Here is a 20,738-nt window from a genome sequence, read left to right on the forward strand (position 1 = left end):
CTGAATATAGGGCCCGATTAAACCGAGGCGACCTCTTCAGGCGTCAGTGCCCTGTATTCCCCTTCGGCCAGTGCGGGGTCCAGCAGGATCTCGCCCATGCTCTCCCGATGGAGTCCGACCACGGCATTGCGGAAGTGGCCAAACATCCGCTTTACCTGATGATAGCGTCCTTCGTAAATGGTCAGGCGGGCGCTGTTTGCTCCCAGCTGCTCCAGCTCGGCGGGCAGGGTGGTGAGGTTCTCATAGGCGAAGTAGATGCCGCGACGAAATACCTCGGCGTACTCTGCCTCTATCGGATGCTGCGTCTCTACCCGATAGACCTTGGGGATCTTCTCTTCCGGCTGGGTCAGTCGACGGGACCAGCGGCCGTTATTGGTGAGGATCAACAGGCCGGAGGTATTGAGGTCGAGCCGGCCGCCGATATGCAGATCGTCTTTATCCGCTAAATCGAGCAGGTCCAGCACGGTAGGATGTTCGTTGTCGACGGTCGCGCTGACATAGCCCTTTGGCTTATGCAGCATATAGTAGCGTTCGCTGCGTGCCTGCAGCAGGCGATCGCCAAGCTCTATCCGCTGCAGCTCGTTGATTTGCAGCAGACCGTCACGCACCACTTCACCATCCACCCGCACCTGGCCGGTGGCCAGCTGAATACGCGCTTCGCGGTTGCCGATGGCGGCCTGCTTTGTCAGAAATCTGTCCAGTCTCATGGCGCGGGATTATCGCATATATCCCGGCCACTGGCGGCAGGGCTGGGAAATTCTGCTAATACTTAAGTAGTGGCGCTCCCGGACTCTTTGATTTTATGGGAGAAATGTCGCCCAGCTGCCCCCGCAAGGAGCCAGATGCACGAAGAATAAGAAGAGGAGTTTGCTGATGCGGCGAAGCCTTTACCTGCTATTTGCGCTGTTTATCTGTCTTGCCCCTGCCAGTGCCAGTATTCAAGGCACACTGATTCTAGCGCCTGCCTCATACCGCGTTGCCGTGGTGGATCGTTTCTATCCGCCCGAGGGGGGATTTCAGTCCGACTCTGATCGCAGTCTTCACCGGACCCTCTACGGTATGTTCGATATTGACGATGACCAGGTTAAGGAACCCTATTATCACGGTGATCTGGTCAGCATGATCGCCTCAGATCCGAGATTTTCGCTGATTCATTATCCGATTCGGGACGGCGTCCCGCCGATCGACGAGATCCAGCGAAACCTGAAAAAACTATTGGTGCGCCAGGCTTCACAGCCGGTGACGGCGCTGGTGTTGTCCTGGGAATCCTCCACCCTGATCAGTGCCTTTGAAAAGCCGCTGCGGCGGGAGCATGCCAGCCGTTATAAGGCGGAACTGGCTCGCTGGGGCGAGACCAGCCCGGTCTGGCAAAGCACCCGCGAGATTATCGATACCCTGGAAGCGCTGGTGGCGTCGGGCGTTGCGGTATATACCATCGCCGGTAACGGCGGGCGGGGGATGGTGAATACCTTCTCTTTCGCTGAGGGCGTGATTACCGTAGGTGCCGCCGAGCGGGAGTTGTCACACTTCGTCTCAGATAACGCCTTTGTCGATACCTACGCACCGGCGGCCTATAAGATCCGGCGGGTGGATGATGCTGCCGGTAAACCGGTTGGCTACGATGTGGATGGTGACCGATGTCCTGATATTCCGCTCAATCGCCTGACCGCTGCAACCGCCAGCGATGAATACCCCGGTAGTTACTGGAAGCTGATTAAGGGCTCCTCATTCGCGGCACCGGCGGCGATGAAGACGGCTCTGCTGGCGGGGCTTGCCCCGGGCTGTGCCATCAAGGTGATGTAACCTGCGGACGCTGCTGCACGCTGTTAACCGCATCGATAAGGTCCGGAAACAGCCTCAGGAAAACCTGCTCAAAGTGCTGGTAGTGGGGCCTGATCTCTTCAATGGGATCGTCAAAACGGTGGCGAAAGCGGATCCGTCCGGCAATCCGGTTGAGGGCGAAGTTAACATTCTCCAGCGATTCGTAGCTGCTGAGCCAGTCATCATCGATCATCCGCTCCATAACCTGCTGCATTCGTGGTGGCATCAGCACAAAGCCGCGCTCCAGATCCTGATAGCAGTCGGCGAGAAATGGCTCCAGGGGTTGCTCGCTGAACTGATCCCAGTGGCGGATCAGGTAGTGGTCAAACAACACATCAAGGCAGATACCGGCAAAGCGCCGGCGCTGGGGGCTGAAGTAACGACGCGCATCCACGACAGCAGGATGCTGATCGGTCAGCTGGTCGACCCGGCGGTGGTTCTGCAGTCCACGTAACACCTCGGGTGGCTGGGCTGAAGTATCCAGGCCGCGGGCGAAATCGCCGAGTAAATTCCCGACCCGGGCGGGCACGGTTGGCTTGGACAGATAGAGATGGGCAAGAAAGTTCATAGGCTCTTTCGCTGAGGCGTCATCAGTTGAGCTGAAGCGACGCAAATAGACAGTGGCACTCAGTGACTGTAATAAAATGGCTGACGGGGCTGTGCAGGCACATTTGTACCGTCCCGGTCTCCGGGGCCAGTTGCTATTGTGACAGCTCCCGGCGGCGAAATCTCCGCGCGATATCTGATGCAAGAGGATCTTATGACCCAGTTTACCGGTGACGACTTTCTGGCCTATACCCTGGCTAACCCTGAAGGGATCTCCAGCCCCTGCGAACGTAAGTTACCGGATGGCAGTCGACTGATCGTCAGCGACACAGGAGTGATGACACTGGAGCCCGCCAATGAGGTCGCCCCGGTCGATCTGGTGCTCTCCTGCGGCGTACATGGCAACGAGACGGCGCCGATGGAACTGGTGCGGGATATGGTCTCAGACCTGATTCATGGCCGGTTGACGCTGGGCGTACGCCTGCTGGTGATTATCGGTAATCCGGTCGCCGCCACCAAAGCGCAGCGTTTTGATGAGGTAAACCTGAACCGGCTGTTCAGCGGTGCCCATGCAAACCATCAGGGCCATGAAGCGGAACGTGCGCTGAACCTGGAAGCGGCTGTCGATCGTTTCTTTGACTATGGCGGCGCAGGACGCAGCCGTTGTCATTACGATCTGCATACGGCGATTCGCGGTTCTGAACATGAAAAATTTGCCGTGCATCCCTTTATGGACGGCAAACCCTACAGCGACACCCAGCTGGGTTTCCTGACTGCCTGTGGTATCGAGGCGGTGCTCTTTTCCAACAAACCCTCGACGACATTCTCCTATTATTCCAAGGGAGCCCACGGAGCAGCGGCATTCACGCTGGAGCTGGGTAAGGTGCACGCTTTCGGCGACAACGACCTGAGTCGCTTTACCCGCATCGATCAGGCCCTGCGGTTGTTAATTACGGAAGGCCGGTTTGCCCGCGGCGACTGGAAGCAGGAACTGGTCTGCTTCGATGTCTGTCATGAGCTGCTGAAGGACGCCGACGATTTCGCCCTGAACTTCTCCGACGACCTGAATAACTTCGCCCTGTTCAACAAAGGGGAGCTGGTGGCGTTCTCGTCGGCAAAAGAATACCGCGCCCGCGAATCCCGGGAAGCGATCGTATTCCCTAACGCCAATGTCCCGGTAGGCGGCCGTGCGGCGCTGATGCTGAAGGCGGTAGAACCTGACGAGGTTGATGTAATCTGACCCTCTCTGGGGTGACCAGGGCCCGACCGGTTCAGTGCAGCCCGGGCCGCTTTCATCCCGCGCCACTTAGTTCCTGCGCCAGAAAATCAAACACTACCCGTACCCGTCGGTTCGTTTTTAGTTCCCGGTGGGCGACCAGCCACAACGGGGTCGTCAGCAGCGAGCGCTCGGGCATAACCCGCACTACTCCCGGCTCACGGTCACCGATATCGGCGGGCATAATACCGATGGCCAGCCCCTGTTTGACCAGTTCCCAGTGCACCAGATGGCTTTCCGTAATCAGTGGAAAGTTCTGCCGGCTCAGCTCCAGTCCGAAATGCCGCATCGCCTCAATCAGGCGTTCGTTCTCGCCGAAACAGATATAGTCCGCCCGGTTAAAGGCCGCCAGCGTGGTGGGATGGCCAATGGCGCTCAGGTAGTCGGTGGAGGCGTAAAGCCCGACCTCGATATCGCCGACCCGGCGGGCGATCAGCTCAGGCTGCGTTGGTTGGAATGCCCGCAGGGCAATATCGGCTTCACGCCGCTGCAGGTCGCTGGCGTGATTGCTGGCGACTATTTCGACACTGATGCCGGGCTGCTGCTGGCGCAGTTTCTGAATCAGGGGGGGTAATGTGTAGGCTGCGGTGACTTCGGTGGCGGAGAGGCAGATATGCCCCTCGACCGATTCGGACCGGCCGCTGGCGGTGAGTGCCAGCTGATTGGCGGCTTCGCCCATCGCCCGCACATGTTGCAACAGATCCAGCCCGTTCGGTGTCAGCTCCAGTCCTCTACCGATGCGTTCGAACAGCGCGACACCCAGCTCTTTTTCCAGAGCCGTTACCTGCCGGCTCAGGGTGGGCTGAGTTATCTCCAACGCGCGGGCCGCGGCAGATAGCGAGCCCTCTTCGGCCGTTACCAGAAAAGCGCGGGCCCGGTTCCAGTCAAAGTTTACTGATCGCCAATCCATACGTTTTTGCATACCTGAAATTCAGTTTTCTGCATTTTAACTCTATTTTTGCATTGATATGCTCAAAGTTAAGGGCTGATCAGTCGATCGGCTTGTCTGGGGTTAAACAGAGAGGAGTTAACGTGGCGTATTCAATCGGGTTCTGGAATCGCATTGCACCGCGATACGCGCGCCAGCCGGTGGCCGATCAGGCAGCCTACGAAGAGAAACTGGCGATCACCCGCAGCTACCTGCGACCGGAGATGCAGGTGCTGGAGTTTGCCTGTGGCACCGGCTCTACCGCGCTGCTGCATGCGCCTTTGGTGGCCCGCTACCGCGCCACCGACCTGTCACCGAAAATGATCGAGATCGCCGAAGCCAAGCGGGCACAGACGGCGCTGGATAATCTGACCTTTGAAGCCGCGCCGCTGCAGCAGCTCGATATTGAGCCGCAATCACTGGATGCCGTGCTGGGGATGAGCATCCTGCATCTGCTGGATGACCGCGATGCTGCGATCCGCCAGGTGTACGACATGCTAAAGCCGGGTGGGCTGTTTTTCAGCAGCACCGCCTGTATTGCAGACTTTATGCCCTGGTTCCGACTGATCGCGCCGCTGGGCAGTTTTCTCCGCCTGATACCCAGGGTCAGCATCTTCAGTCAGCTGGCGCTGGAGAACAGCCTTACCGCGGCGGGATTCACCATCGAACAACGATTTAAACCCGAATCTGCTTCCGCGTCGGTGTTTCTGGTGGCACGCAAACCGGATTGAGCCGCTTGAGGGTATGTGCCGGTTCCAATCCGGCGATGCCGGGGTTAGGCTGCGCTTTAGGGCTGATCAACCGCAGCGATCAGCGCATTCTGATAAGGAACGCCTATGAATAACCTCTTTGCGGATCTGCCGCAGACACTGGAAACCGAGCAGTTTGTTGATCTGCTTAAACGGGACAATCTCAGAATCGAGCGGATTCTGTCCCAGGGCCACCGCTCTCCCGAACGCGGTTGGTACGATCAGGATGAACATGAATGGGTGCTGGTGCTAGAGGGGGAGGGGAGGCTGGCGTTTGAGGACGGGCGCGAAGTCAGCCTGACAAAGGGCGACCATATCAATATCCCCGCACACTGCCGGCATAAGGTTATCTGGACCGATCCGGATCAGATAACCGTCTGGCTGGCTGTTTTCTACCGCTGACTCAGCCTTTCAGCAAGCGACGGCTCTGGCCCGGCGTCTCGGCGAAATAGCGTTTGTAAGCGCGGGAAAAGCTGGAGGCATCGGCAAAACCCAGTTCGGTGGCGATTACCGCCAGTCCCAGACGGGTATCGGTCAGTAATGTACGTGCGCGGTGCATACGCCGGTCCATCACATACTGTTGCGGTGTCTTGCCCAGCGCGTGCTGGCAGAGATAGTAAAGGTGGCTTTCGCTCAGGTGCATAACAGAGGCCAGCTCTGCATTGCCTGGCGGCTCAGCCAGTCGCTGGTCAATAAAGCCATTCAGCCGCTCCAGATTGAGGCGCTGGCGGGCGGGCGGCAAAGGCTGCTGAGATCCGTACATTTGACCAAACTGTGTCATAAACAGCGATACCAGCTGACAGTTCAGCTGGGGGTTGTCGTTCGAACCCTGATTTCTCAGCTGGCTGGCGGCGAAGTCCAGCAGCGGCGTTACCTGTGGATTGAGGGTGATAAAACCCGGATGGCTGAACAGGGTCTCGCTGAATGACAGATTGCAGGCCTGTTCCAGGGCTGCGATATAAGGGTCCAGCGGTGCCAGGTCGATTACCAGCAGCTCACTTTCGTCACCCAGTCCACTGAACAGGTGCTCGGCATCGCCCGGCACAACGGCCGCATTGCCGTAGCCCAGGCGTCGGCCTCCGTTCTGAAATTCACAATCCATCTCACCACGCCAGCCGATCAATACCTGGGCATAGTTATGGCAGTGCTCGCCGCTCTGGCGAGCGATCAGATTGCGTCGTGCCTGACTCCGTATCACTGCGGACATCCGCTAACTGACGGTGCTTTAGCAGTCTGGGTCAGGTTTTTCAGAGTCTGGGTCAAAGGTGAAGCTTCTCTTGTCGTTACCATTTAACAAATTCTAACCACAAGGGATTCGACGATGCAATTGAACGCCGATCAGGTTGCCGCGGCACTGCCGTGGGAAACCCTGATTCCTGCCTTGCAGGACATCTTTACACGCGAAGTCTGCGCTCCGGTGCGACACCACCATAGCCTGAATGTGCCGCAGGAGCCGGAGGCAACTCTGCTGCTGATGCCCGCCTGGCTTGAGGGAGAGTATCTCGGGATTAAGCAGGTGAATGTGTTTCCGGGCAACAATGCCCGCAATATGCCCGGCCTCAGCAGCCACTACCTGCTGAGCTGCGGTAAAACCGGTCAGCACCTGGTGCAGCTGGAAGGAAACGAGCTGACCGCACGCCGCACCGCGGCAGCCTCGGCACTGGCATCGCAGCTGCTGTCGGCTGGAACCGCCAGCCAGATGCTGATGGTCGGTGCAGGCCGCATGGCGCGTCGCCTGATTCCGGCACATATGAGTGTCCGGCCGATCAAAACGGTGTATGTCTGGGACCGGAACCCCCAGGCGTGTGAGGCGCTGGTTACAGAGCTGCAGGCGCAGGATATTGATGCCCGTATCTGTGCCGGTGATCAGCTGGAAACCTTAGCGGCCCAGGCCGACATCATCAGCTGCGCCACCATGGCGAACGAGCCTGTGATCCGGGGCGACTGGCTTAAGCCGGGCGCGCATCTCGATCTGGTCGGCAGCTTTACCCCGACCATGCGCGAGACCGATAACGCAGCGCTGCAACGGGGTGCCGTCTTTGTCGATACCCGTGCCGGTGCCCTGAGTGAGACCGGCGACCTGATCATCCCGATCGCCGAAGGCGCCTTCAGCGCCGACGATATCGAGGCCGAATTTTCCGAACTGTGCAGTGGCGCACATGCTGGCCGTTCCGGATTGCCGGATGCGGCAGACGCCATCACCGTCTTTAAATCCGTGGGCGATTCCCGGGAAGATCTTGCGGCCGCAATTCTGGCCTATCAGCACAGCACGGACTAGCGCTGACCGGACGGCCATTTGCACGCAGCATCCTGTTCTACATAAAAATAACAACCCGGAGGCGGACTCAGCTCCTCTCCAGAGGCATAGATATGTCACAGAACCAACTACGCAATATCCCGGCCCCCCATCTGGCGGTGGCGCTGATTCCCATCACATTGACGGTCGCCCTGTTGGCGATCCAGATTTTCTACTACGACGACTTCACGCCGCATATCGCGCTGGCGATCGGCTTTGCCATTACCGCGCTGGTCGGCTGGGCGCAGGGCTACCGCTGGAAAGATATTGAGTCGGGTGCCTTTCATGTACTTCATGTGGCGATGCCCTCCATTGCGACCCTGATTGTGGTGGGGATGCTGGTGAGTACCTGGATCGCCAGCGGCACCGTGCCGATGCTGATCTACTACGGACTGGAACTGATCGATCCCTCCTGGTTCCTGGCGGCATCTATGCTGCTCTGCTCGGTGGTATCGCTCTCTATCGGTTCCAGCTGGACGACGGTGGGCACTATCGGCCTGGCGCTGGTCGGAATCGGCACCGCCTTTGAGATCCCGATCTACTGGACGGCCGGTGCGGTTGTCTCCGGCTCCTTCTTCGGCGATAAGGTTTCTCCGCTGTCGGACACCACTAACCTGGCGGCCGCGGTAACTGAGACCAATGTCTTCGATCATATCCGTAATATGATGCCGACCACCTTGCCGGCGATGCTGATCGCTTTCGTGATCTACCTGGTTGTCGGCGGCCAGTCCTCAGTCGATGCCTCCCAGCTGGAGCAGATTGCACTGTTTAAGGATGGCCTCAGTCAGCATTTTGAGATGGGCGTCCTGTCGATGCTGCCGCTGATTGCCGTAATGGCGCTGGCCTTCAAGAAAGTCTCTCCTATTCCTGCGCTGTTTACCGGTTTCGTGCTGGGCGCACTGGTGGCGGCATTTAACTATGGCTATGGTCTCAACGATATTCTGACCTTTGCCCACAGCGGCTTTAAAATCAGCACCGAGACCGCCTCACTGGACAGCCTGCTGAACCGCGGTGGCGTTTCCTCCATGACCTGGGTGGTGACACTGATGATGTTCGCGCTGGCCTTTGGTGGCGCGCTGGAGCGGACCCGTTGCCTGGAATCGGTAGTGGCATCCATCATGAGTCTGTGCAAAGGCTTTCGCGGACTGCAGACCAATGCCATCCTGACCTCTGTCGCAACCAATGTGGTGTCGGGTGACGTTTACCTGTCGATCGCACTGCCGGGCCGCATGTATGGGCCGGAGTATGACCGCCTTGGCTACAGTCGTCTGAACCTTTCCCGTGCCATTGAAGAGGGCGGTACTCTGGTTTCACCGCTGATTCCATGGAACGCCGGGGGGGCTTTCGTTATCGGGGCTCTGGGGCTGACCGTTGTGTCAGGTGATTACAGCACCCTGCTGTATGCGCCGCTGGCATTTGCCTGCTGGTTGTCACCGGCCATCGGCATCCTCTATGCGCAGACCGGGTGGTTCTCAAAACGCGCCGGGGCCGCAGAGTCCGTTAATGCTGGCGGAAAAACGACAAATAAAGTGAAAGCAGGAAAGGAGATCGCCTGATGTATCACCCCGACTCTGAGCATTCTGCTGATACCCGCTCTCAGACGGTAGCCGTGATCGGAGCCGGGGTTGTCGGTCTGTGCACGGCGCTGGAGGCACAGCGCCGTGGCTACCAGGTCACCCTGATCGATCGAGACCAGCCGGGACTGGGTGCCTCATACGGCAACGCCGGCTACCTGGCGACCGAGCTGATCGATCCGCTCTCGACCCTGAAAACCCTGAAATCGGCCCCGGCTATGTGGCTGAATCCACATGGCCCGCTGGCGATTCCGCTGGGTTATCTGCACCGCATTGCGCCCTGGCTGTTGCGTTTCGTGGCGGCTGCCTTGCCGCGTAATGCTCAGCGCAGCCAGCAGGGGCTGCAGGCGCTGAACCGCGCATCGGTGGCGGCCTGGGAGCGCTGCCTGGAAGATATCGGTGCCACTGAACAACTGGTGCGCTCGGGTTACCTGCTGGTCTGGGAGTCGGCCGCCAAACTGGATCAGGCGAAGACCCATGCCCGCTACCTGGCCGAACAGGGTATCCGCACCGAACTGGTGATGGGAGAGCGCCTGGCGCAGCTTGAGCCTGCACTGGCCGAAACCAGCCATCATGCACTGTATTTTCCGGATGCCAGCCGCGTGCAGGAACCCTACCGGCTGTGTATGCAGCTGTATGCGGCGTTTAAGGCCCGGGGCGGCTACTTTTTGCAGCAAGCGGTTGAAGCTGTCAGCCTCTCAGGCAATGAGGTCAGTCTCGAAACCACCGGCGGGGCGCTGGCCTTTGGCCGGGCGATCGTTTGTGCCGGTGCCTGGAGTAAATCGTTGCTTCAGAGCGTTGGCATTGAGGTGCCGCTTGAAGCTGAGCGAGGCTATCACCTGACGATTGACGCCCGCACGGGGCTGCTTAACCATCCGATCGGTTCGGCTGAACGGCGTTTTGTCATGACGCCGCTGGAATCCGGCTTGCGGGTGGTTGGCTTTACCGAGCTGGGCGGTCTGGCCCGGCAACCTCAACCGCGTCGCTTTCGCTCGCTGCGACACCATAGCCGGGCGCTGCTGACACCGCTAAAAGATGAATCGCTGGCAACCAGCGAATGGATGGGCCACCGTCCGACACTGCCGGATTCACTGCCGGTGATCGATATGCATCCGGATCATTCGCAGCTGCTGTTCGCCTTTGGTAATCAGCATCTGGGACTGACACAGGCGGCGATCACCGCTGAGATGGTGGTCGCACTTATGACCGGCGATGAACCGTCGATCGATCCGGAACCCTTCCGCGTCGATCGTTTCTGAACAGCCCTGATACGGGGCATGAAATGGAGCAGGGATGCTCCGTTTTTCAAAGGCGTGTTTAGCTTTGTCGGACTTAAGCGCTGACCAGCAACTCGTGGCCGATTACCTGATTGATCATCGAGTAGGGGATCTTGTACTTCTTACCGTCATATTTTATGACAGCATAATCGAAGCACATCTGAATAATGGTGCAGCTGACGACCTTATTGCCATCGGTAATACGAACAATATTGCGGTTGTGAAGGATGATAGCCACGGAAACCCTGCTGAATGCTGTTGATAAAACCGGATACTGTCCGGCAGATTGAAGCCACCCGCTAATCAGGGGCCGGCACGATTTTAACCCGAACCCGGGTGCAGGACTGGCCTGAAACTGCTGGATAATTGTTTCAGGCTCTCAAAGCGCTTGGCAGGCCCGGCGCTGAAATATGATATCAGGCGATATCACTAAGCCGAGAAGCACTTTCCGGCCCCTGAGGGCGGCTGGCAATAGGGCTATTTTACCGGTATGACGATCGGAGCGTCTTTTGCGTTCAGGGAAAAGACAACGATCCTGGCGGGCTCGGTCGCGCTGGCATTCTTTGATACCAGGTGAATGTCCTCGGGAGATTCATAGAAGGTATCGCCAGCAACTAAAGTCACCGGTTCACTGCCTTCGACCTGCATGGTCACCGCGCCCTCAATAATATAGGCAAAGATATGGGCATCATGGCGGTGCTTTTCCGAGGCCATACCCGGTCCGTACTCGACGATCAGCATGCTGCCCTCCTGGCCTGGGAAGCCTTTCAGGGGTTTCTGCATCAGTGGGGTCACGCTGGCTTCATGGGCCAGAACTGAAAATGAAACACAGCTGATGCTGGCGGCGAAAATTGCTTGGCGTCCGAACTGTGATAGTTTTTGCGCGAGCTTCTGTGAGAGTTGCTGCGAGAGTTTCATGGTTATGCTCCAGATAGGGTTGTCTGTGCAGCCCTGATCAGAGCCGCACGACTTACAAATAGGTAAAACACGCGTCTTCAGGCGCGCTAAAGACGCGGTCATTAGCCTGAGTAGATCAGTCCGAATTAGCCCTGATTACTTCGTTGCGCGATGCAATCCGCCCATCCTTGTCGACCCAGATCTGGTAGGGATTGCCGAATACCTGATAGCGGCTGAAAACGGCGTTGTCCCGGTCCCAGGCCAGTGGAAAGCTTAGCTGCCAGCGTTTGGCAAAGGCTTTTACCCAGTTCTCGTCGATGTAAAAGCCTTTGACGATTCCGATCCACTGGTTTTCCTGATCGTCGGCAGCGATTTTGCGTAGCTTGGTCAGCTGGGCTTCACAGTCAGGCCAATGAGGCATCGGGCAGAGACTGTCGAGAAAGACCAGGCTGACCGGTTTGCCACGGTATTGTTTTAACTCCAGGGTATTGCCTTCCAGACTGTTAATGCTGAAAGCGGGGGCGCTGTCTCCGGGTAGAGGTTTACCGGCGAAGGCTGGTACCGACAAGGTGGTCAGCAGCAGGGCGGTGGTTAATCTGTTCATAGTGTCATTCCTGTTGTGACCGGTTAACGAAGCTGACGGATATAGTGCTGCAGGGCTTCACCGCTGCCGCTGAACTGCACTTCGCCATCCTTTAGCAGTACATGTGCCGGGGTTTGCCAGAGCTTATATTTACGCAGCAACTGGAAGTGCTGATCGACAATCAGAGGTTTACTCCGGGGGAAGGCCGCCTGATAGTCTTTCAGGTAAGCCGGGGTGATATTCAGGTCCGGAGATATCCATATGCGTTTCACGTTTTCGGAGAAACTGGCCGGTAAGGCTGCGACCAGTGGCTCAGGCCCGTGGCCGACGTAAGAATCCCAGATGTTGACGAATACCAGGTGCTGCCAGCCGGGGCCGGCCAGTGAAACCGGCTGATCATCCAGGCTACGGTAGTCCGCCATCGCCACGCTGCTTGCCATACAAAGCGATAAGAGTATCTTTTTCATGCCTTAACTCCCCTGTGTCACTGCGTCGATTGCCGCTTCCAGCGAATCGGTGGTGAGGTGGGTCCGCATGCGGACCATGCCATCCCGGTCGATCAATACCTGAGTGGGAGTGCCTATCACCTTGTACTGACTGGTCAGGCTGCCATCGGCATCAAATACAGTGGGTAGCTTGTAGCCCTTTTCGTCGAACAGCGTCTGCACATTGCGGACCGAGTCATTGAAGCCCACGTTGATGGTAAGGACTTCAAGTTTGCCACGGTACTTGTCGTAGGTTGCATCGAGGTGAGGCATCTCCTCCAGGCAGTAAGAGCACCAGGTGGCCCAGAATTTCAGTAATACCGGCTTATCGCCCTTGTAGCTGCTCAGGTCAAAGGTTTCACCGTTGAGGCGCTTAGCCGTGAATTGAGGAGCCGGTTCGAGGTTATTTCCGGCGTTAGCCAGCGGACTCTGAATGGTCAGAGCCAGCAGGGCAGATGCCAGCAGGGTGGAATGTTTCATAGGGGTTCTCCCTGGATGAGTTAAAGTGAAACTGGTTCAGAAGCTACGGCCGGCTGTCAGCAGCAGGTACTCACCGCTGCCAAGCATCATCAGGCCGAGTATGAATTTGGAAACATTGAGCCAGTGCCCGGAACGGGGCAGTCGATTGAGCAGTGGGCTGAAGGTACCGACGGCGATCAGCAGGGTGCTCATGCCGTAGGCAAACAACACCAGCAGCAGCGCCCCCCAGAGCGGGTTCCCCGCAGAGGCGACATAGATCAGCAGCATGCCCAGGACGGGGGATGTACAGGGCGCGGCGATCAGTCCGGATAAGGCCCCCATCACAAACAGGTAACTGCGACGCCCAAGTGCCCAGCGGCGGGCATCAGCCTGAAGGGCCCAGTTGGGTAGCTGAATCCAACCCACCATCCATGCCGCCATCAGCAGGCAGAGATTGCCAATCAGGAACAGGGTGGCCGGGTGGGTGGCGATGCTGCCAAACAGCTGTCCGGTCAACGCGGCCAGTACGCCCAGCAATCCGTATACCATCGCCAGTCCGGCGACATAGATCAGTGCGTTGCCAAACCCCTGGCGAGGCCGGCCCTCTTTGTTGCTGCCAGCGAGGACACCGACGGTTATCGGCAGTAAGGGGTAAACACAGGGAGACAGACTGGTGAGGATGCCTGCGACGATCACTATCGGTATTAACAGCAGGGACAATTCGCCACTTTGCAGGCTTTGCTGAATAAAGGATTCCATCTCAATTTACCTCGGGTCTGTATGTCGCGACAGTCGCGACGACGGCTGTGCATTTAGCTTGTCCGGCAGTGTGGCGCGAGGCTGAATGACAACCAATGACGGGCCGGAAAAATCACCTTAAATCCCACTGAAAGTGCAATGAAATCCTGGTGAAATATTACTGAAACCCTTGTAGTTAAAGGCGTTCAGGGGTTAACTGGCGGGCGTGAGAGCAGAAGCGGTTCTCAGAGAACGTTGGACAAGGCAGTGGAAGGTCTTCGTTACTGCCTGTCCGGACGGCTATATCTGATCCCGATGGTTAACGCCTGTTTTGAGAGATGGAATGAGTTTGTATCGATTTGCCGGATTCGAGTTTGATGCAGAGCGTGGGTTGCTGATTCGCGATGGGAATGAGCAGAACGTTCGCCATAAGGTTGCCCGGTTAATCGCATATCTGATCACCCACCGGGAACGGGTCGTCAGTAAGGAAGAGTTACTGCAACAGCTTTGGGATCATGGCGAATACCGTGAGAACTCGCTGACCCAGAGCGTGCGCGAAGCACGGCGTCTGCTGGGTGATTCCGCACAGCAGCCAACGTTTATCCGTAACTTTCCGCAACGGGGCTATCAATGGATTACGGTAACCGAAGTTGTGTTGCCAAAATCGCTGGAAACAGAGCACGAAGTTGGGCCAGAGCCCGCCCAGTTGGATGATACGCCTGTAGCCACCGAACAGCCTCTGCCCGGCAAGGCCCTCCCGGAGAAACAGCCGATAGCGGGAACCTTCCGTCGATACCAGATTGTTCTGGTATTGCTGGCCGCACTGCTGATCACTTTTATTCTTTTCAGACCTGTCACCGATAACCAGCCCGCATCGGAAACAGCCGCCGACAAACCTTCGCAACAACGACTCATGGTATTGCCCTTCATCAATGAGACGGGTGACCCGTCTCTGCAATGGATGGAGATGGGGCTGAGCGATATGCTGGCAACGTCCCTGGCGCAGGGCAGTCAGAGGGCGATTACCGCCCCGGCCGCCAGTCATAACCTGCTGGCTGTAGAGGGGCTTGCATGGCCTCCTGAGCCGGAGTCACTGCAAGCGCTGATGCGGCAGCAGAAAATTGATCTTTTGTTATACAGCCGGGTCAGCCTCTATCGTGATCAGCAGGTGCTGAATATCCGCCTCTACCGCTCTGATGGTACGGTTACTCAGGGCAGTATCAGCTATCCGCAGCTGGCGATCGCAACCAGTGCCGTTGCGGCCCAGCTTAAGCAACTGATAGATCCGCATCCCGGCACTGGCGAGTTACCACAGATGGCGGCCCATCCGGCATCGGTACAGGACCTTGTGCGTGGCTTGCAGGCCCTGCAGCAGCAGGGGGCCGCGCTGGCCGATAACTACTTTAGCGCCGCGCTGTTGCAGGACCCGGGCAACCGCTGGGCACAGGCTTACAGTGCCAAAACATCCCTGCAGCTGGGGCGTTGGCAGCAGGCAAGTAGCCGACTCAGTGAGATCGACAGCAGCGGTGACACGGCCCTGGCTAACTTTATCTGTCGCTGGCAGGGAGAGATTGCCTACCGCCAGGGAAGTCTGGATTCTGCGCACCAGCAGCTGACGGCCTGTGCGGTGCTGGCCGAAAACAGTCATGACCGGCGTATTGAGTATGAAAGCTATCGCCTGCTGGCTCAGATTGCCCACCAACAGTACAACTGGTCGGAGTTTCGCCGCTGGAACCGCCTGGCAGCGGGGTTAAGCGATGCCGATGGTGGCCTGGAGGTGCAGGCCGAACGGCTGTTCTATCTTGGCAACCCTGTCGAGTCCGGGCTGGAAAAAGACCCCTACAATGACTTGTTGCAGAACGGGCCGCGCCTGAAACAGGCGCTGCTCTACTTCCAGTCCCTGGCTAACCAGCCCCGTATCGCCGCCACCCGTTTCGCCCTGGCACAGAACTATACTTTGCCGCTGTCCGAACGTGAGTCTGCGCTGAAGGAAGCGGTGATGCTCTGGCGCAGCCTGAAAATGCCTTTTGAGCTGGCCCAGGCGCTCACCTATGAAGGCTTCTACCGGTTGCAGTTACATCAGGGTGAGCGTGCCATTGAACCGCTTGAAGAGGCTATCCGGCTGACAGAACAGCTTGGCGCACAGTGGCTGCAAGAGCAGGCGCGCTTCTACCGGGCCTTTGCTGACCTGGATATAGGGCTGGCGCGAGGTGGTGATCCTGATCCGTCCGCCTTGCAACGATCTGTACAAGGATTTGACCGCCTGCTAGCAGAAGGGACGCTGCCGCAAAAAGAGCAGGCCGATGCGCGAGTCCTGAGTGGCTGGGCACTGGCAGAGCTGGGCCAGCTTGAGGAAGCCAGACAACGCCAGCAACAGGCGCGTACTTTCTATCGGGATAACCAGATGGATATCTCCTTCGGCTATACCCTGTACTCCCAGATGTGGATTGCCCTGCTGCAGAACAATCTGGAAGAGGTGGTCAGGCTGGGCCGCGAGCCAGTGCAAACCCGGTTGCAGCTTCGTTACTTGGCAGAGGCCTACCATCGTCTGGCGCGTTACGAGGACGCCGCCGAGACATTTGCCGCCATTGCGACGAAGTTTTCAGAGAGCTGGACCGACGATGATCGTCAGATACTGAAGCAGTATCGGCTGAATCCGACGCAGGGGCTGGGAATCTTACCCAGCGCCCATCTGGTGTACTGTGAATCGGATTGGCAGGTGGAAACCGCGCTACTACCGGTCAGCCAGATAAAATAGGGCCAAAGCTGGATGTTCGGAAAACGGCAGCCTGTGCTCCGTAAATCGCTCAGCCGCAGGTTTTCCGAACAGGGGGCGTAATCCTCGTTGCCGCCAGGCAGTATGGAACTGCTAAATGTCGCTGCTTAATCCCTGCCAGACCCCGGCTGCCATAGATCGACAAAGACCCGAGGCGCCACAAGTTTGTCATCCATCGCCATCAGACTGAGTACCGCCAGGTAGCTATCCTCTGTCGCGGAAAAATGCTGCTTCCAGTAAAAGGATACAGCGCTTTCCTATCGGGTCAGCCCAAGATACTCGCGATTGGTGTAAGTACCATATCTCCGCCGGACCGCCTGACACTGCTCAGTAAAACTCTCTTCGCTAAAGTGCTCCGGCACCGGACGCGGAAAGTCCCGGATATGGGCGGTATTATCCAGCCGGTTGGCCGTCAGCATAATGTTATCCATCAGCGGCGTCGCAAGCGCCAGCAGCTGCTGATCGGTCTGGTTAGTCAGGTCCATATAACTCTCCATAGAGCGTCTTCAGATAGGTAGGTTGGTGATGCGGAGCGTAGCGACTAATCCCAACATTGTTGTGAAGCTGACAATATTGTCGGAGATCGGATCCCTTTGCTGGGATTCGTAAGCTCACCGCCAGCCTACACCTATCTCATTGGTAATACTGTCATAGCCTCTCTCTGTGGGAACCAGTGACAGATAACTTCCGTGGAAGGGTTACCGGATTCGGAAGTTTTACTTAAGTCTATTCTTGAAGGCTGGCTTTGATACAGAATATTTAGGTATGCTGCATTAAATGGATATTAACTTATGGGAGTGTTTTTCCCAATATTGGGTCTGAAATTATAGGGGAGTTATGCGTCTAGTTACTGGTGGAAAATGCTTGTCTTCAAAGATAGTAAGGCTGATAGATAAACATGATAGGTTCTCATTCGCTGTTGCATGGATGGGTTCAAATAATCGCGCATTTGAAACAGTTTGTAAATCAAGGAGTAAATTAAATAAAGCGGTTGTAGGGACTCACTTTTATCAAACTAGCCCTGATGTTTTGGACGAGTTTTCATGCGCTGATAATTTTAGATTTTTTTTGCAGCCTAATGGGGTCTTTCATCCAAAAGTTTATCTTTTTGAGTCTGTTGATAATTGGGATATTCTTATTGGGAGCGCAAATTTTACAAATGGTGCCTTTGCAGAAAATACAGAGTTATTAGTTCATATATCGTCTATGGATACTGATGATAATATAAAATCTGAAGTGGAAAATACTATCCTTGATTACTGGAAAAAAGCGAACGTAGTCACACAGGAAGAAGCTAGGTCATATAGAGAACTCAGTAAAATACAAAAGCCTTTTCTTCAGCGATTATCAGGTGATTATTCGTCTTCTGGGGTTGGGAAAGCACCCATTTATACTGACGTTATGAAAATGTCTTGGGAAACCTTTCTGGAAAAGGTTAAAGCAGATCCCTATCATGGATTTTCCGAACGTTGCGATTTATTGACTGAGGTGAATAACTGCTTTAAGAAACACTCTTCATTCTCTGAAATGGGTTTGGGGGTTCGTAAAACAATTGCTGGTCTTCCTAATGAATGGAATGAAAATTGGGCTTGGTTTGGAAGTATGCGAGGGGCAGGGTACTTTCATCAGGCAATAAATAATAATGATCCGTATATTTCTGAAGCACTAGATAGTATACCGGTTGAGGGCAGGGTTGATCGTTCTATGTATCTTGAATACATAGATGTTTTTCGAAGAGCTTTTCCAAATGGACGTGATGGAATAGGTATTGCTAGCAGGCTGCTTGCACTAAAGAGGCCGGACCAGTTCATTTGTCTTGATTCGAAAAATAAGACAGTCTTATTGAATGATTTCAATGTAAAGAAAAGCGGGCTTGATTATGATAGGTACTGGGATGATCTTATTGCAAGAATTACAGATTCTGTATGGTGGAATACTCCCCGTCCAGTTGATGACGTAGACAAAAAAGTTTGGGATAGTCGAGCTGCAATGCTAGATGCAATTTTTTATCAGCCCTAATAACCTCTATCATTTACAGGATGTTCTTTTCTCGCTGGTAAGCATCTTCCTGTTTGGCCTGATAGCCTATTCCGATTCGGGATTTTCCGGTAACTACTTCTGCTTTCTCTGGAGCCAATACCTTGGTGGTGGGCAATTGGAGATGGGGCCACTCTGGTTTATCGCCCAGCTGTTGGTCTAATGCCTGCTATTCGCCCTATGGCGTGGTTTGAGGCCCGGTATACCTCAGTCGATTCCGGCACTGCCCGGACATGGTTCTATATTGCTATACACCCTGGCACTCGCAGTTGCCGGAATTGCTGTGCGGGGTTTCTATGCCCAGGATGAGTGAATTCGTATCGGCGCATTGATTCCGGCAGAACCGGTGTACCTGCCGAAATATATCAGCCTGTTTATCATCGGTATCTTGGCGGGCCGGGGGCGTTGGCTGCTTTTGTAGTGGCGCTGGTGGCTCGGCAGATGCCCACGCTATTACCGAAAAGCGTCAACTGGCAGCTGCTGTGGGGTGGGCTGGAAGCCTTTGTCTGTGTGGGCTTTATACTCGGCTTTCTGGCGATAGGCCGTTCAATCCAACCGGGCACCGGGTGGCTTAAGCTAAGCGGCTGCGTCTACGGTGTTTACCTATTTCACGTATTCAGCGTCGTCGGAGTACAGATGGCGATTATTGATTATCAGCTGTCTGCCATGCTGAAATTCCTGATCGTTACGGTGCAAACCAGCAGGGCGGGTTCTTCCTATCATCCTGCAACTTGATGTCCTCGCTGCTGGATAAAATCGTCCTGGCAACAGGCGCGCAATCTCTCGGGTGTTGTTTGTTTGGCGATAACCAGCATCTCGAATTTAGCCGATGTGAACAACCTCCTCAGTAACCACAGTTAGGTGTGGTAATTAGCAAAGTATTGCAAGCGAAATAGGTGTAGGCTGGCGGTGAGCTTGCGAACCCCAGCAAAAGGGGGCTAATTTCGGCAATATTACCTGCTTCATGGCAGTGTTGGGATTCGTCGTTGCACTCCTCGTCACCAACCTACGCATACTTTCACAGTCTCGGAGCGTGGGAACCAGCATTAAACTAATATCCCAAAAAAACACCCCACCGGTTAATACCCGGCGGGGTTTAAATTGTGCGCCGCGGCCAGGCGGCGCACGTCCCAACTGAAGCAGTGCCGGTTGCCGTCGGCAGCTGTTTCATCCCGGGCCGCGGAGTGGTGGCCCGGTAAGGTCAGATTGTGGGTGTTGCCACCCTCCCCAGGCCGAAGCGATTGTTTCGGTTAGGGGCCATAGCTTCCGTGTTTTCCTCCTTATTTGTCCTTAAATTTCGGGATGATGTGGTTGCCGTATTCGGCAATGATCTGTTCTTCGTCACCGTTATCCAGGTAGATGTTGAACTGGGTGGTGCCGGCTTCTTCCAGGTTCTTCAGTTTGGCGATATGGTCGTCGACGCTGCCGAGGACACAGAAGCTTTTGATGATGTCTTCGGAGATAAAGTCCAGGTAGGGGTTATCGCTCTGTCCGTGCTTGGAGTAGTCGTAGCCTTTACGCTGTTCGATGTAGTCGGTCAGGCTGCGTGGCACCAGGCCGGAGTCGCTGCCGTATTTCTCGACGATATCGGCGACGTGGTTACCCACCATGGCCGGGAACCATTTGGTTTTTTCCAGGCAGCGATCCATATCGCCGAAGAAGGCGGGGGCGGCGGCCTGTACCTTGAAGTTGGACATATCGCGGCCTGCGGCTTCACCGGCTTCGATGCACTGGTCCTTAAACCATTTGATCAGGCCTGGGTCACCGATCTGCAGGATCACGCCGTCGCCGACTTCACCGGCAGTGGCCAGGGCTTTAGGGCCGTAGGCACCGATCCACACCGGCAGCTCGTAGCCGTCTGCCCACGGTAGCTGTACCGGGTTCTCGCACTCGCCGTAGGTGACTTCGTCGCCGCGCACCATCGCTTTTACTTTCTGGGTGAATTCGGCAACGCGGGCCAGCGGTGCCGGTTTTTTACCCATCACACGCATGGAGGAGTCGCCACGGCCGAGGCCGATATCGATACGGCCCTCACTCTGGGCTGCGAGGCTGGCGTAGAGGCTGGCCGCCAGTGACCAGTCACGGATATTGGGGTTGGTGACACAAGGGCCGAAGCGCATTTTGCTGGTGTGCTCCATGCACATCGCCATGGCGACGAAGGACTCACGCCAGAGGATGTGGGAGTCGTAGAACCAGCAGTAGTCGAAGCCAGCTTCTTCTGCCTGACGGACCAGGTTACGGGCGCGGTTTGGGCTGACAAAACCTTTAAAGGTAATTCCGAATTCCATGATAATTC

General features: G+C 56.1%; 23 protein-coding genes. 11 read left to right on the forward strand and 12 right to left on the reverse strand.

What is annotated here, in order from left to right:
* Nucleotides 1-17 precede the first annotated feature (17 nt).
* Complete coding sequence (locus Q354_RS0100455) at nucleotides 18-707, reverse strand: pseudouridine synthase (RefSeq protein WP_027855888.1); 690 nt, start codon at nucleotides 705-707, stop codon at nucleotides 18-20.
* Nucleotides 708-873: 166 nt separating this feature from the next.
* Between Q354_RS0100455 and Q354_RS24100 the strand changes: the two genes are divergently transcribed.
* A complete protein-coding gene (locus Q354_RS24100; RefSeq protein ID WP_245600957.1) occupies nucleotides 874-1,803 on the forward strand; it encodes a S8/S53 family peptidase in 930 nt (309 codons plus the stop codon).
* On the opposite strand, the gene Q354_RS0100465 is transcribed toward Q354_RS24100, so the two are convergent.
* On the reverse strand, nucleotides 1,790-2,389 hold the full coding sequence (locus tag Q354_RS0100465; protein WP_027855889.1) for an acyl carrier protein phosphodiesterase: 600 nt from the start codon (nucleotides 2,387-2,389) through the stop codon (nucleotides 1,790-1,792). The genes Q354_RS24100 and Q354_RS0100465 overlap by 14 nt on opposite strands.
* Before the next feature lie 192 nt (nucleotides 2,390-2,581).
* On the opposite strand from Q354_RS0100465, the gene astE reads away from it, so the two are divergent.
* A complete protein-coding gene (gene astE / locus Q354_RS0100470; RefSeq protein WP_027855890.1) occupies nucleotides 2,582-3,607 on the forward strand; it encodes a succinylglutamate desuccinylase in 1,026 nt (341 codons plus the stop codon).
* Between the two features lie 52 nt (nucleotides 3,608-3,659).
* On the opposite strand, the gene Q354_RS0100475 is transcribed toward astE, so the two are convergent.
* Entirely contained in the window at nucleotides 3,660-4,553 is an 894-nt protein-coding gene (locus Q354_RS0100475; RefSeq protein WP_027855891.1) for a LysR family transcriptional regulator, read from the reverse strand.
* A gap of 122 nt (nucleotides 4,554-4,675) precedes the next feature.
* Between Q354_RS0100475 and Q354_RS0100480 the strand changes: the two genes are divergently transcribed.
* Together Q354_RS0100480 and Q354_RS0100485 are read left to right on the forward strand one after the other, a co-directional pair.
* Nucleotides 4,676-5,302 carry a class I SAM-dependent methyltransferase gene (locus Q354_RS0100480; protein WP_027855892.1) on the forward strand — a complete coding sequence of 209 codons (627 nt, stop codon included), beginning with the start codon at nucleotides 4,676-4,678 and terminating at the stop codon, nucleotides 5,300-5,302.
* A gap of 105 nt (nucleotides 5,303-5,407) precedes the next feature.
* The gene (locus Q354_RS0100485) at nucleotides 5,408-5,722 is read left to right on the forward strand and encodes a cupin domain-containing protein (RefSeq protein ID WP_027855893.1); all 315 of its coding nucleotides are present in this window, start codon (nucleotides 5,408-5,410) and stop codon (nucleotides 5,720-5,722) included.
* A gap of 1 nt (nucleotide 5,723) precedes the next feature.
* On the opposite strand, the gene Q354_RS0100490 is transcribed toward Q354_RS0100485, so the two are convergent.
* On the reverse strand, nucleotides 5,724-6,527 hold the full coding sequence (locus Q354_RS0100490; RefSeq protein ID WP_084332413.1) for an AraC family transcriptional regulator: 804 nt from the start codon (nucleotides 6,525-6,527) through the stop codon (nucleotides 5,724-5,726).
* A gap of 114 nt (nucleotides 6,528-6,641) precedes the next feature.
* Between Q354_RS0100490 and lhpI the strand changes: the two genes are divergently transcribed.
* The 3 genes from lhpI (at nucleotide 6,642) to Q354_RS0100505 (ending at nucleotide 10,449) form a co-directional block, all read left to right on the forward strand.
* Nucleotides 6,642-7,598: a bifunctional Delta(1)-pyrroline-2-carboxylate/Delta(1)-piperideine-2-carboxylate reductase gene (gene lhpI, locus Q354_RS0100495; RefSeq protein ID WP_027855895.1), complete on the forward strand. Its 957-nt coding sequence runs from the start codon at nucleotides 6,642-6,644 to the stop codon at nucleotides 7,596-7,598.
* Nucleotides 7,599-7,690: 92 nt separating this feature from the next.
* The gene (gene nhaC / locus Q354_RS0100500; RefSeq protein ID WP_027855896.1) at nucleotides 7,691-9,172 is read left to right on the forward strand and encodes a Na+/H+ antiporter NhaC; all 1,482 of its coding nucleotides are present in this window, start codon (nucleotides 7,691-7,693) and stop codon (nucleotides 9,170-9,172) included.
* The gene (locus Q354_RS0100505; protein ID WP_027855897.1) at nucleotides 9,172-10,449 is read left to right on the forward strand and encodes an NAD(P)/FAD-dependent oxidoreductase; all 1,278 of its coding nucleotides are present in this window, start codon (nucleotides 9,172-9,174) and stop codon (nucleotides 10,447-10,449) included. The genes nhaC and Q354_RS0100505 overlap by 1 nt, the downstream gene beginning before the upstream one ends.
* A gap of 73 nt (nucleotides 10,450-10,522) precedes the next feature.
* On the opposite strand, the gene Q354_RS0100510 is transcribed toward Q354_RS0100505, so the two are convergent.
* The 6 genes from Q354_RS0100510 to Q354_RS0100535 form a co-directional block, all read right to left on the reverse strand.
* Nucleotides 10,523-10,705, reverse strand: a complete 183-nt coding sequence (locus Q354_RS0100510) for a hypothetical protein (RefSeq protein ID WP_027855898.1) — start codon at nucleotides 10,703-10,705, stop codon at nucleotides 10,523-10,525.
* 239 nt (nucleotides 10,706-10,944) lie between these two features.
* A complete protein-coding gene (locus Q354_RS0100515) occupies nucleotides 10,945-11,385 on the reverse strand; it encodes a cupin domain-containing protein (RefSeq protein WP_084332414.1) in 441 nt (146 codons plus the stop codon).
* A gap of 115 nt (nucleotides 11,386-11,500) precedes the next feature.
* Nucleotides 11,501-11,968, reverse strand: coding sequence for a peroxiredoxin family protein (locus Q354_RS0100520; RefSeq protein ID WP_027855900.1), 468 nt, complete (start codon nucleotides 11,966-11,968; stop codon nucleotides 11,501-11,503).
* 23 nt (nucleotides 11,969-11,991) lie between these two features.
* Nucleotides 11,992-12,414, reverse strand: a complete 423-nt coding sequence (locus tag Q354_RS0100525; RefSeq protein WP_156948101.1) for a hypothetical protein — start codon at nucleotides 12,412-12,414, stop codon at nucleotides 11,992-11,994.
* 3 nt (nucleotides 12,415-12,417) lie between these two features.
* Nucleotides 12,418-12,912, reverse strand: coding sequence for a TlpA family protein disulfide reductase (locus Q354_RS0100530; RefSeq protein ID WP_027855902.1), 495 nt, complete (start codon nucleotides 12,910-12,912; stop codon nucleotides 12,418-12,420).
* A 36-nt stretch (nucleotides 12,913-12,948) separates the two neighbouring features.
* Nucleotides 12,949-13,650: a cytochrome c biogenesis protein CcdA gene (locus Q354_RS0100535; RefSeq protein ID WP_027855903.1), complete on the reverse strand. Its 702-nt coding sequence runs from the start codon at nucleotides 13,648-13,650 to the stop codon at nucleotides 12,949-12,951.
* A 322-nt stretch (nucleotides 13,651-13,972) separates the two neighbouring features.
* Between Q354_RS0100535 and Q354_RS0100540 the strand changes: the two genes are divergently transcribed.
* Nucleotides 13,973-16,387 carry a winged helix-turn-helix domain-containing protein gene (locus tag Q354_RS0100540; RefSeq protein WP_027855904.1) on the forward strand — a complete coding sequence of 805 codons (2,415 nt, stop codon included), beginning with the start codon at nucleotides 13,973-13,975 and terminating at the stop codon, nucleotides 16,385-16,387.
* A 275-nt stretch (nucleotides 16,388-16,662) separates the two neighbouring features.
* Here Q354_RS0100540 and Q354_RS0100545 read toward each other — a convergent pair whose 3' ends face one another.
* Entirely contained in the window at nucleotides 16,663-16,890 is a 228-nt protein-coding gene (locus Q354_RS0100545; protein ID WP_156948103.1) for a hypothetical protein, read from the reverse strand.
* Nucleotides 16,891-17,242: 352 nt separating this feature from the next.
* Here Q354_RS0100545 and Q354_RS0100555 point away from each other — a divergent pair, with 352 nt between their 5' ends.
* From Q354_RS0100555 to Q354_RS0100570, 3 genes are all read left to right on the forward strand, one after another.
* Complete coding sequence (locus Q354_RS0100555; RefSeq protein ID WP_084332415.1) at nucleotides 17,243-18,424, forward strand: phospholipase D family protein; 1,182 nt, start codon at nucleotides 17,243-17,245, stop codon at nucleotides 18,422-18,424.
* The gene (locus Q354_RS0100560) at nucleotides 18,402-18,605 is read left to right on the forward strand and encodes a hypothetical protein (protein ID WP_027855907.1); all 204 of its coding nucleotides are present in this window, start codon (nucleotides 18,402-18,404) and stop codon (nucleotides 18,603-18,605) included. The genes Q354_RS0100555 and Q354_RS0100560 overlap by 23 nt, the downstream gene beginning before the upstream one ends.
* A gap of 278 nt (nucleotides 18,606-18,883) precedes the next feature.
* Nucleotides 18,884-19,177, forward strand: coding sequence for a hypothetical protein (locus tag Q354_RS0100570; RefSeq protein WP_156948104.1), 294 nt, complete (start codon nucleotides 18,884-18,886; stop codon nucleotides 19,175-19,177).
* Nucleotides 19,178-19,722: 545 nt separating this feature from the next.
* Here the strand turns inward: Q354_RS0100570 and Q354_RS0100575 are convergent.
* Nucleotides 19,723-20,730, reverse strand: a complete 1,008-nt coding sequence (locus tag Q354_RS0100575; RefSeq protein WP_027855909.1) for a TIGR03842 family LLM class F420-dependent oxidoreductase — start codon at nucleotides 20,728-20,730, stop codon at nucleotides 19,723-19,725.
* Nucleotides 20,731-20,738 lie beyond the last annotated feature (8 nt).

The sequence above is a fragment of the Marinobacterium jannaschii DSM 6295 genome (assembly GCF_000620085.1).
In the GTDB taxonomy this organism is placed as follows: Bacteria; Pseudomonadota; Gammaproteobacteria; order Pseudomonadales; family Balneatricaceae; genus Pontibacterium; species Pontibacterium jannaschii.

Bases quoted from the DNA above. Each gene is read 5' to 3' on its own strand.
- Q354_RS0100570 (WP_156948104.1), top strand. From the start codon at position 18,884: ATGCCCACGCTATTACCGAAAAGCGTCAACTGGCAGCTGCTGTGGGGT.
- Q354_RS0100515 (WP_084332414.1), bottom strand. From the start codon at position 11,385: ATGAAACTCTCGCAGCAACTCTCACAGAAGCTCGCGCAAAAACTATCA.
- Q354_RS0100505 (WP_027855897.1), top strand. From the start codon at position 9,172: ATGTATCACCCCGACTCTGAGCATTCTGCTGATACCCGCTCTCAGACG.
- Q354_RS0100465 (WP_027855889.1), bottom strand. From the start codon at position 2,389: ATGAACTTTCTTGCCCATCTCTATCTGTCCAAGCCAACCGTGCCCGCC.
- Q354_RS0100540 (WP_027855904.1), top strand. From the start codon at position 13,973: ATGAGTTTGTATCGATTTGCCGGATTCGAGTTTGATGCAGAGCGTGGG.
- nhaC (WP_027855896.1), top strand. From the start codon at position 7,691: ATGTCACAGAACCAACTACGCAATATCCCGGCCCCCCATCTGGCGGTG.
- Q354_RS0100560 (WP_027855907.1), top strand. From the start codon at position 18,402: ATGCAATTTTTTATCAGCCCTAATAACCTCTATCATTTACAGGATGTT.
- astE (WP_027855890.1), top strand. From the start codon at position 2,582: ATGACCCAGTTTACCGGTGACGACTTTCTGGCCTATACCCTGGCTAAC.
- Q354_RS0100485 (WP_027855893.1), top strand. From the start codon at position 5,408: ATGAATAACCTCTTTGCGGATCTGCCGCAGACACTGGAAACCGAGCAG.
- Q354_RS0100555 (WP_084332415.1), top strand. From the start codon at position 17,243: ATGCGTCTAGTTACTGGTGGAAAATGCTTGTCTTCAAAGATAGTAAGG.
- Q354_RS0100530 (WP_027855902.1), bottom strand. From the start codon at position 12,912: ATGAAACATTCCACCCTGCTGGCATCTGCCCTGCTGGCTCTGACCATT.
- Q354_RS0100525 (WP_156948101.1), bottom strand. From the start codon at position 12,414: ATGAAAAAGATACTCTTATCGCTTTGTATGGCAAGCAGCGTGGCGATG.
- Q354_RS0100475 (WP_027855891.1), bottom strand. From the start codon at position 4,553: ATGGATTGGCGATCAGTAAACTTTGACTGGAACCGGGCCCGCGCTTTT.
- Q354_RS0100490 (WP_084332413.1), bottom strand. From the start codon at position 6,527: ATGTCCGCAGTGATACGGAGTCAGGCACGACGCAATCTGATCGCTCGC.
- lhpI (WP_027855895.1), top strand. From the start codon at position 6,642: ATGCAATTGAACGCCGATCAGGTTGCCGCGGCACTGCCGTGGGAAACC.
- Q354_RS0100455 (WP_027855888.1), bottom strand. From the start codon at position 707: ATGAGACTGGACAGATTTCTGACAAAGCAGGCCGCCATCGGCAACCGC.
- Q354_RS0100545 (WP_156948103.1), bottom strand. From the start codon at position 16,890: ATGGACCTGACTAACCAGACCGATCAGCAGCTGCTGGCGCTTGCGACG.
- Q354_RS24100 (WP_245600957.1), top strand. From the start codon at position 874: ATGCGGCGAAGCCTTTACCTGCTATTTGCGCTGTTTATCTGTCTTGCC.
- Q354_RS0100520 (WP_027855900.1), bottom strand. From the start codon at position 11,968: ATGAACAGATTAACCACCGCCCTGCTGCTGACCACCTTGTCGGTACCA.
- Q354_RS0100575 (WP_027855909.1), bottom strand. From the start codon at position 20,730: ATGGAATTCGGAATTACCTTTAAAGGTTTTGTCAGCCCAAACCGCGCC.
- Q354_RS0100535 (WP_027855903.1), bottom strand. From the start codon at position 13,650: ATGGAATCCTTTATTCAGCAAAGCCTGCAAAGTGGCGAATTGTCCCTG.